General features: G+C 45.8%; 13 protein-coding genes and 1 tRNA gene. 11 read left to right on the top strand and 3 right to left on the bottom strand.

The annotated features are described in order from the left end of the window. Nucleotides 1-1,623 precede the first annotated feature (1,623 nt). The 6 genes from C8N47_RS12090 to C8N47_RS12065 all read left to right on the top strand — a co-directional run bounded on the left by C8N47_RS12090 (nt 1,624) and on the right by C8N47_RS12065 (nt 8,788). Nucleotides 1,624-2,673, top strand: a complete 1,050-nt coding sequence (locus C8N47_RS12090; RefSeq protein ID WP_211316121.1) for a hypothetical protein — start codon at nt 1,624-1,626, stop codon at nt 2,671-2,673. 305 nt (nt 2,674-2,978) lie between these two features. Further along, nucleotides 2,979-4,022, top strand: coding sequence for a GldM family protein (locus tag C8N47_RS12085; protein ID WP_107822818.1), 1,044 nt, complete (start codon nt 2,979-2,981; stop codon nt 4,020-4,022). Between the two features lie 879 nt (nt 4,023-4,901). Beyond that, a complete protein-coding gene (locus tag C8N47_RS12080) occupies nt 4,902-5,123 on the top strand; it encodes a GldL-related protein (protein WP_107822817.1) in 222 nt (73 codons plus the stop codon). Nucleotides 5,124-5,307: 184 nt separating this feature from the next. Beyond that, nucleotides 5,308-7,191 (top strand): FISUMP domain-containing protein, encoded by a 1,884-nt coding sequence (locus tag C8N47_RS12075; protein ID WP_107822816.1) that lies wholly within the window; start codon nt 5,308-5,310, stop codon nt 7,189-7,191. Between the two features lie 175 nt (nt 7,192-7,366). Next, a complete protein-coding gene (locus tag C8N47_RS12070) occupies nt 7,367-7,801 on the top strand; it encodes an NfeD family protein (RefSeq protein ID WP_107822815.1) in 435 nt (144 codons plus the stop codon). A 6-nt stretch (nt 7,802-7,807) separates the two neighbouring features. Next, on the top strand, nt 7,808-8,788 hold the full coding sequence (locus tag C8N47_RS12065) for an SPFH domain-containing protein (protein WP_107822814.1): 981 nt from the start codon (nt 7,808-7,810) through the stop codon (nt 8,786-8,788). A gap of 849 nt (nt 8,789-9,637) precedes the next feature. On the opposite strand, the gene C8N47_RS12060 is transcribed toward C8N47_RS12065, so the two are convergent. Then, a tRNA-Arg gene (locus C8N47_RS12060) sits at nt 9,638-9,709 on the bottom strand. A 163-nt stretch (nt 9,710-9,872) separates the two neighbouring features. Between C8N47_RS12060 and C8N47_RS12055 the strand changes: the two genes are divergently transcribed. Then, the gene (locus tag C8N47_RS12055; RefSeq protein ID WP_107822813.1) at nt 9,873-10,658 is read left to right on the top strand and encodes an HD domain-containing protein; all 786 of its coding nucleotides are present in this window, start codon (nt 9,873-9,875) and stop codon (nt 10,656-10,658) included. A 44-nt stretch (nt 10,659-10,702) separates the two neighbouring features. Beyond that, nucleotides 10,703-10,912, top strand: coding sequence for a (2Fe-2S)-binding protein (locus tag C8N47_RS12050; RefSeq protein ID WP_107822812.1), 210 nt, complete (start codon nt 10,703-10,705; stop codon nt 10,910-10,912). Between the two features lie 60 nt (nt 10,913-10,972). Here the strand turns inward: C8N47_RS12050 and C8N47_RS12045 are convergent, their stop codons facing one another. Then, nucleotides 10,973-11,833: a TIGR01777 family oxidoreductase gene (locus tag C8N47_RS12045; RefSeq protein WP_107822811.1), complete on the bottom strand. Its 861-nt coding sequence runs from the start codon at nt 11,831-11,833 to the stop codon at nt 10,973-10,975. Nucleotides 11,834-11,988: 155 nt separating this feature from the next. On the opposite strand from C8N47_RS12045, the gene C8N47_RS12040 reads away from it, so the two are divergent. The 3 genes from C8N47_RS12040 to C8N47_RS12030 are packed head-to-tail and all read left to right on the top strand — an operon-like array spanning nt 11,989 to nt 17,997. Then, the gene (locus C8N47_RS12040) at nt 11,989-14,397 is read left to right on the top strand and encodes a penicillin-binding protein 1A (RefSeq protein ID WP_107822810.1); all 2,409 of its coding nucleotides are present in this window, start codon (nt 11,989-11,991) and stop codon (nt 14,395-14,397) included. 42 nt (nt 14,398-14,439) lie between these two features. After that, the gene (locus tag C8N47_RS12035) at nt 14,440-16,218 is read left to right on the top strand and encodes a chloride channel protein (protein ID WP_245915710.1); all 1,779 of its coding nucleotides are present in this window, start codon (nt 14,440-14,442) and stop codon (nt 16,216-16,218) included. Between the two features lie 12 nt (nt 16,219-16,230). Further along, the gene (locus C8N47_RS12030; protein WP_107822808.1) at nt 16,231-17,997 is read left to right on the top strand and encodes a chloride channel protein; all 1,767 of its coding nucleotides are present in this window, start codon (nt 16,231-16,233) and stop codon (nt 17,995-17,997) included. 254 nt (nt 17,998-18,251) lie between these two features. Here the strand turns inward: C8N47_RS12030 and C8N47_RS12025 are convergent, their stop codons facing one another. After that, complete coding sequence (locus tag C8N47_RS12025) at nt 18,252-18,644, bottom strand: hypothetical protein (RefSeq protein WP_107822807.1); 393 nt, start codon at nt 18,642-18,644, stop codon at nt 18,252-18,254. Nucleotides 18,645-18,679 lie beyond the last annotated feature (35 nt).

Genomic DNA, 18,679 nt, shown 5'->3' with positions numbered 1-18,679 from the left:
GGCGCCTTCATCACCAGTTGGCTGGGTAAATCAACCGACGATGGTAACCTGGGGCACGATATGGCCTTTCTGGCGATTCCCGTAGCACTGGCCGTTGCCTTGCAGCTGTTCAGTCTGAAGCCCAAAGTGGCCGATAAACTGGAAGATTAATACCGATTAGCAATTGAATTGAGGCTTCAATTCGTTCACTTTTAAAGCCTCTTCAATTGTCTGTCGGCATTATACCGTCGTATTTCAGTATGTAAATCAGGCTGTAAGATGGTATAATATTCGGTCAATTCCCTTGCCTGCAACAAAAGTTCGCAAGGAACTTGCCCTTTGATTCATTTCATATTAAAACCGGCCTCCGGCGCGTGATTTTCAGGCGCGGAGGCCGTTTTTTTTATTATCGGATGTTTGGATGTTTGGATTGCTGGATAGAAGGATAGAAGGATAGAAGGACAGAAGGACAGACATCCCAATGACAATGAATGACTCCCGACTCGATTGCTGCCAGTTGCACTCGTACTTATGGACTTATGTACTCTTGCACTTATGCACTTATTGAAGGACTGATGGATTGAAGGATTGACAACCTAATGACAACGAATGACAATAATTGACTCACAACTCAATTGCAGCGCCTTGCAAACCTGTCAGCGTCCGCAGGTCCTGACAGCGTTTAAGTCGATCGATAAATGCTTGATCGTTTAAATCCCGGAGGGATGCTATTGGGGGAGCTAAACGACATCGGAGTACAAAATTCCGTCCCGTACTGGACGGTAGAATCTAAAATTCGTCTTCTGTGCTACCCAAATTAGATGGCTAACGCCATTATGGATATACAGCCAATTGTGCGTCGTCTCGAGGACGCAGCAATCTGTACCTGATTGCTCCGGTACTTATGGACGAATGCACTCATGGACTTATTGAAGGACTGAAGGATTGAAGGATTGACAGTCAAATGACCCAATGACTCAATGACTCAATGACCATCGAATGACAATGAATGACAACGAATGACTCGCGACTCATGTCTCGATTGTTGCCCGTTGCGCCCGTACTTATGAACTACTGCACTTATGCCTCAATTGCCTTTCCGGATTTAGCCGCTGAGTTTGGTCCTCGGAACCTCGGGAAGGAGGGCGGTTTTGTGAATAATGCAGCGATATGTAGCTTAGTGTATGATAGTTTGCGTTACGATAATTGGAGGGATGCCTGTTCGACCTTGCTTGGCCGACTGGTATTTCCCTTTTCGATACTAATGTGTTCATCTCGTTGAACTCCGAAGATATCTTGTTCCTGCGATGTTCTGAGTGATTGTTGATAATCTTATATCAATTATGTTGCTATTTTCCCAAAATGCTCGTACCTTGTTGAGCCAAACAAATACAAACAGAACCTAATGAAAACCCCAATACCGGCACCGCCTGTGCCAATAGCCCATTTCAGGACAAGGCAGCATCTCCAATTGCTTTACTCGATCGATATGACACCGCATGCTTTAATCAATGACAGCTGCGTGTGGGACGGTTTTGGGGATGTGAGTTTAATGCTGTGCGGAATCTTAGAAGTTGCAGCGTGGAAGATAAGATGATGGAAGAGACAACAGAATTGCAATAAGATAAATATAATCGAAGGTGAATGCTAATAGATATTGAAGGTAAAAGAATTTGGCAGCAAGCGTGTGGAGATACAGACCGAAATTATTCTTCGATCTGTTTAAAATGGGATGTCATTTTAAACGGACCTGGATATGCTGGTGCATATCCTAGATGCCAGGGGATACTAAAAGCAGATGGTTGGAAATCTCGAAAGATGACAGATATTGAGAGGTTCGCAAAAAAAATGCAAATTGGAGACCTAGTGGTATTGAGGCTTGGAACAAAAACGATAGTTGGTGTTGGTGTAATTGTTGATGATTATGATTGGCAAGAATGCTTCGCTGATATTGATGGTTGGGATTTACAACATGTAAGACGCGTTAAGTGGCTTTGGAATGGTCAAAAAAATCCCAAATATTTTGACACTTATGCATTAAAACAAGGTGATACAACTCAGCTGATGACATCTAAGGTAGTAAAAGATTGGCTTTCTCAACTAGAAATACCAGATGATGCTTATAGTAGAGAAATAAAGATTCTTCCTGAAGTTGGATCAACAATTAATCAAAATCAAATAGCAGAATATCTCTTTGAACACGGAATTTCAAGTAATTCGATTGAGATATTGACGCGAGAGTTTGATGAACTACGAAGAATTGCGCGATGGTATATTGGAAAGGAAGCTCCCTCTGAGTTTGAAACCGTAGCATATTTGGTGGTACCCATTCTTCGAGCATTGGGCTGGACTCCTCAAAAAATGTCTATTGAATGGCATAACGTTGACATTGCTCTTTTTGATCAACTTCCTCGTAATGATGATAATCTTTCTGTGGTCGTGGAGGCAAAAAAGAAAGATAATTCTTGTTTGACAGCAAAAAGTCAGGCACAGGGTTATGCAAATGGTAAGAAGAATTGCAAAAGATTAATAGTGACAGATGGATTGAGATATGGCGTATATGTTAAGAAAGACGACGAATATGAATTGAAAGCATACTTTAATTTGACAGATTTGCGAGAAAAATATCCTGTTTATGAGTGTTTGGGTGTAAAAGAAGCTTTGACAATTATGACCCCAGAATGGAAAGAGTGAAAAGGACTAGTCGCTGTGATTCTGGTTCCCATGTCTTCCTCATAAAGACGAAAATGTGTTCGCCGTTCGTTCCAATTTGCAAGCCGAACATCTTCTTTTAAAGAACATATGCAATGCCTGATTTCCTGTTTTAATGAAAGCAGATCAAAAATATGCGGTTTTCTTGCGTTTTCCCGGAGCCAGTTCGAGCCAGCTTTGGCGGGTAGTGTTAAGGGTAGGAGCAGAAGACGCGCTTAGTTACTAAATGAAGGCAGGCTGGATCGAGAGACTCCTCAAAAAGCCAAACCTACAACGAAAAAAAGCAGATGAAGAAAAACCCCTTGAACTTCTTGTTTTTAACAGGCTGCCTGTGGATGGTTGCCTGTCAGTCACAACCCAATAAGGCTATCCCGTCGCAGAGCCTTGTGGGCAAGGACGACATTCTGATGCCTTATCGCCCGCAGGTGCAAGCTGCGGCAACGGTGCTTTTGCGGGGCGATGATTTCCGGGCAACAATTGCGTTGCCGCAAAACCAAGCACTGGCATCCTGCTGCGTGTATGTCGCGGAAGATGCTCAGCCCTACGACTCCTTGCCGGGCAGTGGTGACCATGTCTGGCAATTACGGAATGATTTGAGTTATCAGAAGTTGTTTCCCGATTCATTAAGTGGCGAGCTTGTTTTTCGGGCCGGGAGCCAGCAAACGGGCCGTCACGATTGGGGAGGCCTTGTGGAGGCAATCACGTTACAGGGCGATACCATTCGCTGGCCGTTTCGAAGCAACTACCGGATACTTGAACGTAAGCCCCGTGTTAATCCGGTAAAAATGAATGTTTTGTATATCGGTGTTGACAACCCGATTGAAATCTCGATTCCGGGCATTGACCCGCAGTCCATTGGGGTATCGGCCGTCAATGGCTCAATTGTTCGCATAGGAGATGGCTATCGTTTCCGCCCCAGCAGGCCGGGAAGGGCTGTTATATCGGTGTGGGCCCAAATTGATGGAAAACAAGTTGCGATGGGCAATCAGGATTTTCGGGTGAAACGATTGCCGAATCCGATTGCAACACTTGGCGGAAAGCGTGGCGGGCCAATTGCAAAACAGGTCTTGCTAGCCCAGCAGGGAGTGTCGGCAAGCCTGGCGGATTTTGATTTCGATGCGCGCTTTCAGGTGACAGGCTTTACCGTTTCCTGTCAGTTGCAAGGATATAAAATGCAGAGCCAAACGCATGGTAACAAATTTACAAAACAACAATTCGACTTAATGAAAAGACTGAGACGAGGGGAGGATTTTTACATTGAGGATATTCAGGCTGTTGGGCCCGATGGCCTGATTCGGGATCTCTCGCCCATGATTTTTCAAGTGCGTTAACTTTCGCCCTACGACGTAGTTGAAGGATTGACGGATGTTTGGATGTTTGGATTGCTGGATTGCTGGATTGCTGGATTTTCGGATCGTTGGATTAAAGGATTGAAGGACTACAGCCCAATGACCCAATGACAACGAATGACAATGATTGACAACGAATGACCGTGAATGACTCCCTGCTCATGTCTCGATTGTTGCTAGTTGCTCCCGTACGTATGGACTTATGTACTTCTGAACTTATGCACTTATTGAAGGACTGAAGGACTGAAGGATTGAAGGATTGACAGTCAAATGACCCAACGACTCAATGACCATCGAATGACAACGAATGACTCGCAACTCGGTTGTTGCCCGTTGCGCCGGTACTTATGGACTTATGTACTCCTGAACTTATGCACTTATTGAAGGACTGAAGGATTGAAGGATTGAAGGATTGACAGTCAAATGACCCAATGACTCAATGACTCAATGACCATCGAATGACAATGAATGACAACGAATGACTCGCGACTCATGTCTCGGTTGTTGCCCGTTGCGCCGGTACTTATGAACTCCTGCTCTTATGCCTCAATTGCCTTTCCGGATTTAGCAGCTGAGTTTGTTCCTGGAGTACCACGGGAAGGAGGGCTGTTTGGGGAATAATGCAGCGATACGTAGCGTAGTGTATGATAGTTTGCGTTACGATAATTGGCTGGATGCCTGTTCGAACTTGTTTGGCCGATTGGTGTTTCTCAGTACACCGCTAATAGGTTCATATCGTTGATTTCAGATGGAATGCTGTTTGGAGAGTCTTTTGAAAAAAACATTTGGAATTTGATGTCAATTATGTTGCTATATTCCTGAAATGCCTGTAACTTGTTGAGTGAAACAAACAGACAACTTATGACCAGAACTCAAACCGACAAGTTAATGGGACTGCTGCTAAATAGCTCAGCAGCGCTCATATTAATCGGGGCATTTTTCAAACTACAACACTATCCCTACGGAACTCTATTATTAGACATCGGATTTATTGCCGCCTTGATTACCGCGAGTTGCGAGATTAGCCGTTTAAAGAAAATTATCCGGAAGTTGGAAGGCGGAGAACAGGATCCGAATTCATAAAACCAATTGCGATAGGGGCTGTATGCGGTCGCGAAAATAGCTTGTGTGAATACTGTTGTAAATGCTGTTGACAAGCGATAAGCCCGGATAAAACCAAAACATTTCAATTAAACTAACTGTACATCGCGAAGACCTTGTCGGTATGACATTCTTTTCGTGTTTGTAAAACTAAAACCCAAAACGAATGGAAAATATTAAAAATCGTCTCCTTATTGCGCGAACATTTACCGTGTTTGTTAGTCTTGCAGCCATTGCCACTGCTGTATTTATTATTTTGTCGCTTGCTGAAGTTGATTTCCATATTGAGTGGAATATGTTTGATTCTTCGTTATCAACTCCTTTGTTGATTATCGGTTTTATAATTGGCTTAGGGCAAAAAGTTGGCGTTTGGGAATCAATTATTGTTTATAAAGACTCTTTTGGCAATATTACGAAGGTCGAGAAAAATCATGATTTGGTGGATAATATATTCGCGAGTCTTATCATGCCCTTAATCACTTACCTGGTTATCATTCCCGTAGCAATTGCAGCGATGATTTATTACCCGCTCATGTTCTTATTGGATTTATTTGGTCAATTATTTCCATTTTTCATCAGTGGTTTTATTCTTAGCTCGATTTACCTTTTTTATAAACTGGAACATCGCTTTGCGTTTAAAACACGTCCCTACTGGCTGATCATTTTACCGACGCTTTTTATCGGAATTTATTGGCTTTTTTACTTCTTCTGGACAGCCAACGTCTGGCCACTGGCCATCGGAGTTATTGGGGGATTGTGGTTGATTTCGATTCTCTCCGCCGCGCTGTTATTGCGCAAAGAAAGAGATGGCGAGGTCCAACTGTCGGATGACGACAACTACCAAAGGATTTACGAGAAGTCTTTTCTTTCACTAAAATCGATTGTCATTTTTTCCGCCCTGTTTTTGTTGATGAGTTCGGTTTACACGTATAAAATTATCAGTGAAGAATCTGACCGACCGATTGTTTCAAGCCCTGTTGTAAAAACCTATATTGTTCATCCGAACACAAAACCGATTGTATATAGCGGTCCTGGAGCAAGTTATGTAAAGACAACGACACTTAAGCCGGGTGATAAGATCAGTGTTATGGACATTCAAAAAGAGTGGGCACATTTCTCCCATAAGGGAGCAACGGGCTATGTTTCCATAAACGATATCTCGGAGTATAAGATCTCCCAAAATAAAGATGCAAAGTCGGCGAAAACAGCGGATCAACAAAACACTCACCCGAAAAAAAGTACGGTGGAAAGCCCGAAATCCCGATCTGTTTTGAACGCTCCTGTGGCGGTTAAAAGCACTTCGCAAACTGCGGAGAAAGCCGCCGATGCAGTAGCGCCCAATGTGCCGGAGAAATCAATGGCCACTGCAACGAAGGAGATGGCTTCCAAGTTCAGCTACGGAACATTTACCGATCCCCGAGACGGGAGAACATATAAGACGATCAGGATTGGATCCCAGATATGGTTGGCTGAAAACCTGGCCTACCTTCCCAAAGTTAGTCCGTCAACAGCCGGTGCAAATGCTGGAGCAGAAGTTGGCAGGGAACCTCACTATTATGTTTATGGATATAAGGGAACGAATGTGGCGGAGGCAAAAGCAAATCCCAATTACAAAAAACATGGTGTGTTGTATAATTGGGGGGCTGCCCAACAAGCCATACCGCAGGGCTGGCATTTGCCCAGCAGTGACGAGTGGAATCAACTTGCGAATTATATCGGATCCGAGAAAAATGAATTGGAAAAAATATCGAATAAATCCTGGAAATCAATCGGGAAGTATTTAAAAGCAGAACATGACTGGCGAGCCGTTTCGGGCTATACCCGGGGCGATGCCCTGAATAGTTACGGATTGTCGATGTTACCTTCCGGTATTAAAACGAGCCGTGGCGATTTTAATAAGTTAGATCGGGCAGGGGCATGGTGGAGCTCCACCAATCGGGATAACACAACTGTTTGGGGCGAAGAGCTGAATTTGTATAACGACAATTTAATACAAGAAAAAGAGTGGCTGAGCCTGGGTTTAAGCATTCGCTGTATTCAAAATCAATAGTTCATCAACCAATTCGGCTAAGGTTTATCGGGCAGCTGCGGCTTTTGCTGATTTGCCGGCTGCTGACTTCTCATTCTGTTCTTACGGGCAGAAGTATTACCCAGGTTGAGCCCGGTAGAATGTCTGATATGGTGAAGGAATACGGTAAATGAAACCCTAAAAATAAAATTTTAAAATGGAAACATGGCATTTATTTGTTGCAATCGGGATAATCGCTTTTATCCTTGAGATATTCACGGCTGGTTTTATTTCGGCTTCGGTTGGAATCGGCTTTCTTTTTGCTGCAATCGGAAACTGGTGGGGGCTTGCGGGGAGCTGGCAACTCGTGCTATTCGCTTTCGGAGTAGCCTTAACTTATCTCTTTGTTAAACCTCTTATGACAAGGTATGGATATCGGCATAATGCCACGAAAACCAACAGCGATGCCTTAATCCATAAAAGCGGAATTGTCACGGAGGAAATAAACCAATTGAAAAATTCAGGCAGGATTCAGATTGATGGAGATGCCTGGAAGGCAAGATCATCGACCAATGAAATCATTCAGGTTGGTACCATGGTCTCGGTGATCGATATTGAGAGTATTGTGTTAATTGTTAAACCTTTAAATTAAATAAACATGGGACTGATAATTATTGCAGGGGCCCTTGCGCTATTCGTTTTTATCTTTGCAATTTCCGGATTTAAAATTGTTCAACAAGCCGAAGTTATGGTCATTGAGCGGCTCGGAAAGTATAGTCGCACTTTACATTCCGGTATTAATATTATTTGGCCAGTCATCGATAAACCCAGGGAGATTACCTGGCGTTATGTCGTTGAAGGGATGGATGACCAAAAGCATATTCGGTTTAAAACGAAATCCAGAATTGATATCCGGGAAACGGTCTATGACTTTCCACGGCAAAATGTGATTACAAAGGATAATGTTAATGTCCAAATTAATGCATTGCTCTATTTTCAGATAATGGATCCGGTGAAGGCTATTTATGAAATTGAAAACTTGCCCGATGCGATAGAGAAATTAACCCAAACAACACTTCGGAATGTGATTGGAGAGCTGGAATTGGATGAATCGTTGAGTTCGCGGGATACCATTAATTCGAAGCTGCGGACAATCCTGGATGATGCAACGAATAAATGGGGTGTGAAGGTGAATCGCGTGGAACTGCAGGACATTAATCCGCCGGAAGATATTAAGGAAGCTATGGAAAAGCAAATGCGTGCCGAACGAGACCGGAGAGCAGCCGTGTTAGACGCCGAAGGCAAGAAAAAAGCCAAAATACTGGAAGCCGAAGGGTTTCGGGAAAGCGAAATCAAGAAAGCCGAAGGAGAGAAGCAATCGGATATTCTCAGAGCAGAAGGACAAGCTCAGGCTCGGATCAAAACAGCCGAAGCGGAGGCTGAAGCAATTCGGCTTGTGAGTAATTCGGTCGATTCACAGCATGGTAATCCGATTAACTATTTAATTGCAACAAAGTATATCGAAACGCTTGAGGAAATGGTCTCGGGAAAAGATAATAAAACCATTTATTTGCCTTTTGAGGCAACAGGAGTATTGAGTTCTTTGGGAGGGATTAAAGAGATGCTGAGCCAAAAGTAACTGCTTTGTACTGCTTGTTTGGCTATACCAATCTTCCACCACTCATTCAAATTTGCAAGCCGAATGTTTTCAGCCCGAAAAGCACGGAGTTCGCTTGATCCCGTACCTATGTACTTATTGCAGGATGTTTAGATTATCGGATAGAAGGATTGAAGGACTGAAGGATTGACGGATTGAAGGATTGACGGATTGAAGGATTGACAACCCAATGACAACGAATGATTCATGTCTCCCGACTCACTACTCGCGACTCAATTGCAGCGCCTTGCAAACCTGTCAGCGTCCGTAGGTCCTGACAGCGTTTAAGTCGATCAATAAATGCTTGATCATTTAAATCCCGGAGGGATGCTCTTGGGGTAGCTAAACGACATCGAAACGCAAAATTCCGTCCCGTACGGGACGGGAGAATCTCAAATTCGTCTTATGTGCTACCCAAATTAAATGGCTAACGCCATTATGGATATACAGTCAATTGCGCGTCATTGCGAGGACGCAGCAATCTGCAGCTTGTTGCGCCGGTACTTATGGGCTTATTGAAGGATTGAAGGACTGAAGGATTGATGGATTGACAATCAAATGACTCAATGATGATCGAATGACGATGAATGACTCCCGACTCAATTGTCCCCCGTTGCGCCGGTACTTATGAACTCCTGCACTTATGCACTTATTGATGGATTGATGGATTGACAACCCTATGACAACGAATGACTCATGTCTCACGGCTCAAGACTCAATACTCAATTGCTCCCGTACTACGGCACTTATTGCCGTGCAGACAGCCCGATGGCAAGCGAGTGAAAGTAAAAAAGCCACAACTGATTGTAATTCAATTGTGGCTTTTTTAAGTGACCCCAACGAGACTCGAACTCATATCGTCAGAACCGGAATCTGATATTCTATCCATTGAACTATGGGGCCAAAAGCGATGCAAAAATAGTAAAACATTCCTTTTTTCACCATAAAATCGAAAAAACTTGAGCGTGTATTATTAAGTGGTGTTTTGTTGAAAAAATGAAGCCTGTTTTCAGTAGTTAAAATAATGAAATAGTATACTTTTGCCCCAAGTTGCGAAAATGATTTTATGAATCAGATTACTTTTGACGAAGGGAAACTTTTTTTTGATCAGTTAGCCGATCAGTTTATTAAGGCTTCTGATTATACGATGGCCGAGAGTTTGCACATGAAGCGGGATCACTCGCTTCGCGTAGCTGCCAATTGTCTGTATATTGCTAAATCGCTCGATCTGGAGGAGCCGGAACAGGCTTTTATCGAGATGATCGGTTTATTGCACGACGTAGGCCGTTTTGTGCAGTTCCAAAAATATCAGCATTTCGACGATAGCACCTCCGAGGATCATGCCCTGCTGGGGGTGGAGCTTATTGCCGAGCAGATCTTTTTTAAAGCGCTGGACGAAGCCGATCAGCTGCTTTTAAAGGAGGTGATTACCGGTCACAATAAAATCAGCTTCAACCCGAAGGACAGCCGTACGCTCCTGTTTGGGCAAATCCTGCGCGATGCCGACAAAATGGATAACTGGGAGTTGGTTGTTGCCATGTTGAAACGCGATGGAACTTTCACCTTGCCCACGGTGAGTTATAACCTGCCCAAACTGCCGGCAGCCAGCGATGCGGTGCTGAAAAGTTTAAATGCAGAGAAGCCTGTGGCTCGAAAAGATCTTCAATCGCTGGCCGATTTTAAACTTTTTCTGATGTCCATGGTTTATGATCTAAATTTTAAAGCCAGTTTTGCTTGGGTAACCGAACGTCAGTTAATCAAAAAGATTTACGACTCGATGACCAAATCGGACCGGGTGATTGATGTTTACCGAAAGCTTCGTTTGCACATCGAAAATCGCTTGTCCGAATAGAGCGGCTGCGAATCGATTAAAAACAGCACAAAAGAAAAGGAAGCATGAGTAACCGATTGGTTTGTCTTTGTAATATGGTTTCGGAACAGGAGATCATCAACGAATTAAAGAAAGGGGCAGTCGATGCCTCCGATATTCAATATGCCACCCGTGCGGGTACCAGCTGCGGGAAGTGTTTAATGACCATTGATCAGATTATTGAAGAGCATCAGCTGGTTCAGGCACAAAATCCGCAGGGGAAGTTGGATTTGTAAATTGAAAAACAACGATCGTCAGAGGCCGCCTCAATTTTTATTTGAGGCGGCCTCTGGCGTTCAAAGAATCTCCTCGAGGCTTTCCTTGATGGTGGGGTATTTAAAACGAAAGCCTTGCGCTGTCAAGCGGCGGGGCTGTACAAAGCAACCATCGAGCAACAGCTGTGCGGCTTCGCCATACAACAATTTCAGCGCAAGGGGCGGAACCGGAAAAATTGCCGGTCGGTGTGTGGCCCGGGCAAAAGCTTTGGTGAAATCGCTGTTGGTTATCGTTTGGGGTGATACAAGATTGTATACGCCGCAGTAATTCGGATTTGTGATTGCTTCGCTGAAAGCAGTCACCAGGTCGTGAATGTGGATAAACGGAAAGGCCTGCTTGCCGGATCCCACCTTGCCGCCCATGCCCAGTTGAAACACCGGTTTGAGACTTTTGATGGTTTGCGATTGCTTGCCCAGCACAACGCCAATGCGGAAAACCACCCGGCGAAGCATTGGGGCGAGAGGCGCGGATGCCTGCTCCCAATCGCGAACAACCCGACCAGTAAAGCCACTGTCGAACAACAGGCTTGTTTCGTCGTGGGGGGCGGCCCCTGTTTGGTAGATGCCCACTGCCGAGGCCGAGATGAAGGTTTGGGGGCGCTCGGATGCCGGCAATTGGCGAATTGCTTCGGTTAAGTTTTTGCTGGTCACCACGCGGCTGCTGTAAATGGTGGCTTTGTTTTTTGCCGTCCACCGTTGCAGAATGGGGGCTCCGGCCAGGTTAACAAGGGCATCGCAGCCGGCAATGGCCTGCGACAGCTTTTGCGGATCGCCATAGAGCAGTTGGCGGGGGATGGCCCGCAGTTGGTAACCGCGCCTTTGTAAGGCCTCGCTCAGCGATTGACCGATAAATCCGGAAGCACCTGTAATACAAACTTTCATCGCTTTTTGGTTTGACTGTTTAACTGTAAAGACAATTATTTTTTTGAAAAGTTCGGGCGATGAGCCTAAATTCGCAAAACTGTTTAAGCTTATTTATATAATTTTGATAGCAGATTAAACTGCGCTGTTGTAAACAGAAAACAAATACGAAAAATATGCCGCCAAAGAAAACAAGCTCCGCGAGAAAACCAGCACCGAAAAGCCGGAAGAAAGCCAGTGGGGGAAAACGAAAAAAAACAACCAAAAAGAAATCGGCAGGGCGCCGCATCCTGTTGTTTTTTCTGAAAGCTGCTGTGATCGCCTTCATCCTTTTTGCCTTGTTTTTTACAAGCGTTTACCTGGGCTTTTGGGGCTATGTGCCGAGCACCGCACAGCTGCACGATATTAAAAATCCACAGGCCTCCGAGGTGTTCTCGGCCGAGGGGAAGTTGCTGGGGCGTTACTATATCGAAAATCGCAGTAATGTTCGCTACGAGGAAATTTCACCCAATGTTATTCATGCACTGGTGGCTACCGAGGATTCGCGTTTTTACGAGCACCGAGGCATCGACGAAGTGGCCCTGATGCGGGTGTTTGTCCGCACCCTGATTTTGCAGGATCGCTCGGCTGGTGGCGGAAGTACCCTGAGCCAGCAGATTGCGAAAAACCTGTTTCCGCGAAATAAGCTGGGCTACCTGTCCATGCCGGTTAATAAGCTGCGCGAAGCCATCATTGCCTATCGGTTGGAGCGTATTTACACCAAGGAGGAAATTCTGGCTCTTTACTTAAATACAGTTCCTTTTGGCGAAAATATTTATGGAATTGAAGTGGCGGCAGAGCGCTTTTTCAACAAAAGCCCCAAAAACTTAACGGTCGATGAAGCTGCGGTGTTGGTGGGGATGCTCAAGGCCAACAACTATTACAATCCGCGCTTGCATCCCGAGCGTTCCAAAGAGCGCCGCAATGTGGTGATTGGGCAGATGGTGAAAAATGAGTACCTGAGTGAAGAGCAGGGGCGCGTTTTTCAGCAGAAGCCCCTGACCTTGCGATACACCAGGATATCCTATAACGAAGGGCCGGCGCCGTATTTCATGGAGATGTTGAAGCCGGAGTTGAAGGACTGGTGTGCGAACAATAAAAAAGAAAATGGCGACCCCTATAATTTGTATACCGATGGCTTGAAGATCAAGACAACGGTGAGCTACGATTATCAGCATTTTGCCGAATCGGCGGTGAAAGAATACATGAAAAACCTGCAAACGGTTTTTGACAATCATTGGAAATCCTCGTCGCCCTGGAGCCGTAAGCCCGACATTTTGACCCGGGCCATGAAACAAACCGAGCGTTATCGTAAAATGAAAGCCGCCGGTAAATCGGCCGAAGAGATTAAGAACGCTTTTAACGAAAAGCATGAGATGGTGCTATTCAACTGGTCGGGCGACAGGCAGGTGCTTGCCACGCCGATGGACTCGCTGAAGCATTATCTGCGGATGCTGAATGCCGGATTTTTGGGTGTTGAGCCTGCTACCGGCGAAGTAAAAGCCTGGGTTGGCGGTGTCGATTTCCGCTATTTTAAATACGACCATGTAAATGCAGCCCGGCAGGTAGGATCGACCTTTAAGCCTTTTGTTTATCTGTCGGCGCTGGAGAACGGCCTGGAGCCCGACGACTATTTCTCGAACGAGCGCAAAGTGTATCACGATTATCAGGACTGGTCGCCTCAAAACTCGCATCCCGATTACCAGGGCTATTACTCCATGCAGGGAGCTTTGGCCAAATCGATCAACACGGTTGCCGTTGAGGTGCTGATGCAAACGGGCATCGATGAGGTGGTTGAGACTGCCCGCGACTTGGGCATAACGGCCCGGCTGCCCGAATATCCGTCGTTGGCACTGGGGGTGGCATCGATTAGTTTGAAGGAGATGGTTTCGGCTTATGCTACCATTCTGAACGACGGGGTTTACATGGAACCCCACTACCTGGTGTCGATCGAGGATGCTCAGGGACGAGTGTTGCAGAAATTTGCCAAGCCCACGCCTGTGAAGACCGGCATCGATCCGGAGAATTGCCGGATGATTGTGCACATGCTCGAGTCGGTGATCTCTGATGGGACAGGTTCTTCCATCCGCTCGGCATATCGGGTAGGCGGCGATTTTGCCGGTAAAACCGGAACAACACAGGATCATTCCGACGGTTGGTTTATGGGCATGACCCCGCGGCTGGTAACCGGCTGCTGGGTCGGATCCGACGATCCCTCAATACACTTCCGAACCATTACTTATGGTCAGGGAGCCTATATGGCGCTGCCCATCGTTGGTAAGTTTTACAGTAAACTATACAGCGATTCGCGCTATAAGCGTTTGCAATATGCCTCTTTCCGACAACCAAAGCCTCGCTTGCTGGCCAAACTGTCGGTACCGCCGTATCGCGAAAACCTCGCTCCCGGCTCGGTTGGCGACCTGATTGGAACAATCTTCGGCAAGCAAAAGCAGGAGGCTGATGACAGGAGCTCAGGCACCGGCGAGAAGAAGGAAAAGAAAAAAATATGGCAATCCATCAAAGATATCTTTAAAAAGAAAAAATAGATTCTTAACTTTTCATCAGAATCGCCCTAAAGCCCGATGAAGATGGAAGGTAAGTTCTCGTATGCAGCTCGTTTTCACCGCTGGAGGTTACGCCACCTTGGCGAACGTAAATTTGTGGCCGCACTTAGTGTCGTGGTTGGGGTGATTGTTGGCGTGTTGGCCACCCTGCTCAAAAATTTTGTGTGGAAACTGCAGGATCTGGTCGGCTTGGTACTCGAGAAAAACGAGGGAAACTCCATTTATGTTGTTTTGCCGGTCGTGGGCATCTTGCTGACTGTACTGATTGTCCGCTATGTGGTTCGCAGCCCGGTGCGTCCCGGCATCCCCAATGTGTTGCACAGTATCTCGCGCCGAAAAGGAGAGCTGAGCCGGCATAACCTTTACAGCTCCATGCTAACCAGTGCGCTCACGGTGAGCTTTGGTGGTTCGGTAGGGCTCGAGGGGCCAACCGTAGTTTCCGGAGCTGCCTACAGCTCGGTTTTGTCGCGCTTTTTTCATTTGGACTATCGCACAACAATTTTAATGCTGGCTTGCTCGTCGGCGGCCGCCATGGCTGCAATTTTTAAAGCGCCTATTGCGGCAATTGTATTTGCTGTCGAGGTGATCATGATCGATTTGACAACCTTTTCGCTGGTGCCCCTGTTGTTGTCTTCGTCGGCAGCAGTCATGACCTCTTACTTTTTTATGGGCCACGATGTGCTTTATCCCTTCGAGGTGAAGAGTTCTTTTGTGGTTTCCGATTTACCGTATTACATCGCTCTGGGGATCCTCACCGGGCTTATTTCAGCTTATTTCACAAAGATTAACATTTTTATAACAAACCGTTTCGAGAAGTTCACCAGCAGCTGGGAACGGATCGTGTACGGTGGATTATTGCTTGGTTTACTGGTCTTTTTGTTTCCATCGCTCTATGGCGAGGGCTACGATGCCATCAATAATTGCCTGGCCGGCGACTATAGTTATCTGTATAACAATTCAGTCTTCTTTTACTTGAAAGAGAATTACCTGTTGATGGTTATCTTGTTGTTATCCATTAGTTTGTTGAAGGTTGTGGCCACTTCGCTGGCCCTTGGCAGCGGTGGCGTTGGCGGAATTTTTGCCCCGTCGCTGTTCACAGGTGTTAATGTTGGTGCCGTATTTGCCGTCCTGGTCGATCGCTTTGGAACACAGTATATTGATAAAAATAATTTTGCCTTGATCGGGATGGCGGGCTTGATTGCCGGGGTGTTGCATGCGCCTTTAACCGGCATATTTCTGATTGCCGATATTTCGGGTGGCTATCTGCTGTTTGTGCCGTTGATGATTACGGCAACCTTTTCATTTATAACTGTTAAGGCTTTTGCTCCAAAATCGGTTTATCATTCGCAGCTGGCTCAGCGGCGCGAATTAATGACCCATGATAAGGACAAAAATGTGTTGCGCATGATGGAGGTGCGAAAATTAGTTGAAACAGATTTTGTTACTTTGCACCCCGATGCCACCCTCCGAGACTTAACGGAGGCAATTTCCACCGCCCACCGGGATCTGTTCCCGATTGTCGACGATGAAGGTTACCTCAAAGGCATGGTCAAAATGGATGACATCCGACATTTGATTTTCAAACAGGATTTATACGACTCGGTGAGAGTCAAAGACTTAATGTATCCTCCGGAGGATTTTATTTCGACGAAAGATTTGATGGAGCAGGTTGTTGAGAAATTTGAAGCCACAGGACGTTACAATATTGCTGTGATCGACGACGGTAAGTATGTTGGTTTCATCTCCCGCGCCAGAGTTTTTTCTTCCTATCGCAAAAAAATGAGTCACTTTTCATACGAATAAGGATCAGATAAAATGAATGAATTAAAGACAAGATTATTGGCCATGTTTAACCGCATGAACGATTCGAAAAAGGTTTACTGGTTAAGTTTTGTGATCGGGATTGTGTGTGGTACAGCAGCGCTATTGTTAAAGAATTTGATTCACCTGATTGGTGAATCGCTGGTTGGTAACCTTAAAGAGTCGGATGAAAGTTACCTGTTTCTGGCTTTGCCCCTGATCGGTATTGCCATCACGGTGTTGATTGTTAAACTGTTGATTAAAGATGACCTCGGGCATGGCGTGTCGAAAGTATTGGGAGCCATTAGCTTAAATAAAGGAAAGCTGAAAAGTCACCATACCTTTTCGAGTATGATTACCAGTAGTTTCACGATCGGTTTTGGTGGATCGGTCGGAGCCGAGGCCCCTGTGGTGTTAACCGGTTCGGCCATTGGTTCCAACTTGGCCCGCTTTTTCAAGCTGAATCACTCGCAAACCATGTTGATGCTGGGCTGCGGTGCCACCGGCGCTATTGCCGGAATCTTTAAAGCCCCCCTGGCCGGAATCGTCTTTACCCTGGAGGTGCTGATGCTCGACCTGACCATGGCCTCTTTGCTGCCGCTGTTGATTTCGGGAATCACGGCCGCTGTTCTGGCTTATTATTTCATGGGCGAGGAGGTGCTGTTTAAGTTTCATCTGATCAACTCATTCGAGGCTGATAATATTCCATTCTACCTTATCCTCGGCGTTTTTTCGGGTTTCATATCCTTGTATTTTACCCGGATGACCATGTATATGGAACAGCAATTCAAACGCTTTAAGAAACCACTTTATAAGGTTTTGATTGGTGGCCTGTTGCTGGGGCTATGTATCTTTTTGTTTCCGCCTTTATGGGGGGAAGGTTATTCCGGGATCAACAAAATTTTTAACGGACTGGGCCCTGACCTGCTCGATAATTCCTTGTTTTTTAGTTTGAAGGGAAATCCCTGGTTTCTGGTGTCGTTTTTATTGCTGCTGTTGGTCGTGAAGGTTATTGCGATGACTGCTACAACGGCCGGAGGCGGGGTAGGTGGTATCTTTGCGCCGTCGTTGTTCGTAGGGGCTATTGGCGGATATTTTGTCGCCAGCTTCTTCAATGTTGCTTTCGGACTAAACCTGCCGGTAGATAATTTTGCACTTGCGGGCATGGGCTCGCTTATGGCCGGTGTGATGCATGCTCCCTTGCTGGGGATTTTCCTCACGGCCGAGATTACCGGAGGCTATCAGTTGTTTTTTCCGTTGATTATTTCGGCAATTGCTTCCTACGTCACGATTATGGGCTTCGAGCCTTACTCCATTTATACCAAATCGCTGGCCAGTAAAGGCGAGCTGGTTACCCACCATAAGGATAAAGCCGTTTTGCACTTTATGGCCGTTCGCGAGTTAATTGAAACCGATTTTGCAGTGGTGCCCGAAGATTCCACACTGGGCGACCTCACACGGATTATTGCCAAGTCAAAACGAAACCTTTTCCCGGTAGTCGACGACCTGGGGCTGATGAAGGGAATGGTGAAGATGGACGATATTCGCGAAATCATTTTTAACCACGAGCTGTATGACAAGGTTTATGTGAAAGACCTGATGTATATGCCCGAGCATTTTATTTCGCCACGCGACACGATGTTAAAAGTGGCCGAGAAGTTTGAAAGCAGTGGCCGTTTTAACCTGGCCGTACTGGATAATGGCAAATACCTCGGGTTTATTTCGCGGGCCCGGGTGTTCTCGAACTACCGGAACTTTGTGCGAACTTTGTCGCACGATTAAGCTGTCTTTTTGAAGGATCAGTAATATAACCGGAGAGGTTGAGCAGCTTTTGTTCAACCTCTTTTTTCTTGAAAGTCTACCAAGCAAAGACACTAAGGCGCAATGTCAGTAACCGGTTTTGATTAGAGGTGGAACGACAACCCGACAACTCGTGACAACGACGACAACCGGGTATTCAAAAATCGGGGACTTTCATCGCTGTTGACGATCCGGCTGTAAATCCGCTTCTGGGTTGAATGAAGCTGTTCGGCTTGTTAACGAAACAGCCGGATAAACGCTACATAGATCAACAAAAAAAGCACACTGAAGATGGTGTTGGTGCTCGAGAAAGCTTGCCAGCCAATATGGTATAAGGGGAAGGCCCACAGACAGGTTTGCGCTGCAAGGTACAGGTAGAAACCTGTTCGTTTAAATCGCCACATTTGCAGAACCCCGACAAAGGAAACCAGAGCAAACACGGCTAAACTCAGCAGGTACATACGGCTTAGCAGTGCAGGCGTGCCCACATTGGTGAATTGCACAAGCTGCGGCAACAGTTGCTGGTAGAAAATAAAAGCCAGGAAAAAGGCCAGGCTTCCAACACCACTCCCGATGGTGCTTAACGCCAGTGCCGAATTGAGCAGTAAAGGTCTTTTGGGTGTATTCATGCCGGATTGAATTTTCAATAGGCTAAAGTTCAACA

The sequence above is a fragment of the Mangrovibacterium marinum genome (assembly GCF_003046625.1).
GTDB lineage: Bacteria > Bacteroidota > Bacteroidia > Bacteroidales > Prolixibacteraceae > Mangrovibacterium > Mangrovibacterium marinum.
The sequence above is the reverse complement of the archived record's forward strand: the minus strand, read 5'-3'. Positions and strand labels throughout refer to the sequence as shown.

Coding starts and splice junctions, on each gene's coding strand:
- C8N47_RS12090 (WP_211316121.1), top strand. CDS start 1,624: ATGCTAATAGATATTGAAGGTAAAAGAATTTGGCAGCAAGCGTGTGGA.
- C8N47_RS12085 (WP_107822818.1), top strand. CDS start 2,979: ATGAAGAAAAACCCCTTGAACTTCTTGTTTTTAACAGGCTGCCTGTGG.
- C8N47_RS12080 (WP_107822817.1), top strand. CDS start 4,902: ATGACCAGAACTCAAACCGACAAGTTAATGGGACTGCTGCTAAATAGC.
- C8N47_RS12075 (WP_107822816.1), top strand. CDS start 5,308: ATGGAAAATATTAAAAATCGTCTCCTTATTGCGCGAACATTTACCGTG.
- C8N47_RS12070 (WP_107822815.1), top strand. CDS start 7,367: ATGGAAACATGGCATTTATTTGTTGCAATCGGGATAATCGCTTTTATC.
- C8N47_RS12065 (WP_107822814.1), top strand. CDS start 7,808: ATGGGACTGATAATTATTGCAGGGGCCCTTGCGCTATTCGTTTTTATC.
- C8N47_RS12055 (WP_107822813.1), top strand. CDS start 9,873: ATGAATCAGATTACTTTTGACGAAGGGAAACTTTTTTTTGATCAGTTA.
- C8N47_RS12050 (WP_107822812.1), top strand. CDS start 10,703: ATGAGTAACCGATTGGTTTGTCTTTGTAATATGGTTTCGGAACAGGAG.
- C8N47_RS12045 (WP_107822811.1), bottom strand. CDS start 11,833: ATGAAAGTTTGTATTACAGGTGCTTCCGGATTTATCGGTCAATCGCTG.
- C8N47_RS12040 (WP_107822810.1), top strand. CDS start 11,989: ATGCCGCCAAAGAAAACAAGCTCCGCGAGAAAACCAGCACCGAAAAGC.
- C8N47_RS12035 (WP_245915710.1), top strand. CDS start 14,440: ATGGAAGGTAAGTTCTCGTATGCAGCTCGTTTTCACCGCTGGAGGTTA.
- C8N47_RS12030 (WP_107822808.1), top strand. CDS start 16,231: ATGAATGAATTAAAGACAAGATTATTGGCCATGTTTAACCGCATGAAC.
- C8N47_RS12025 (WP_107822807.1), bottom strand. CDS start 18,644: ATGAATACACCCAAAAGACCTTTACTGCTCAATTCGGCACTGGCGTTA.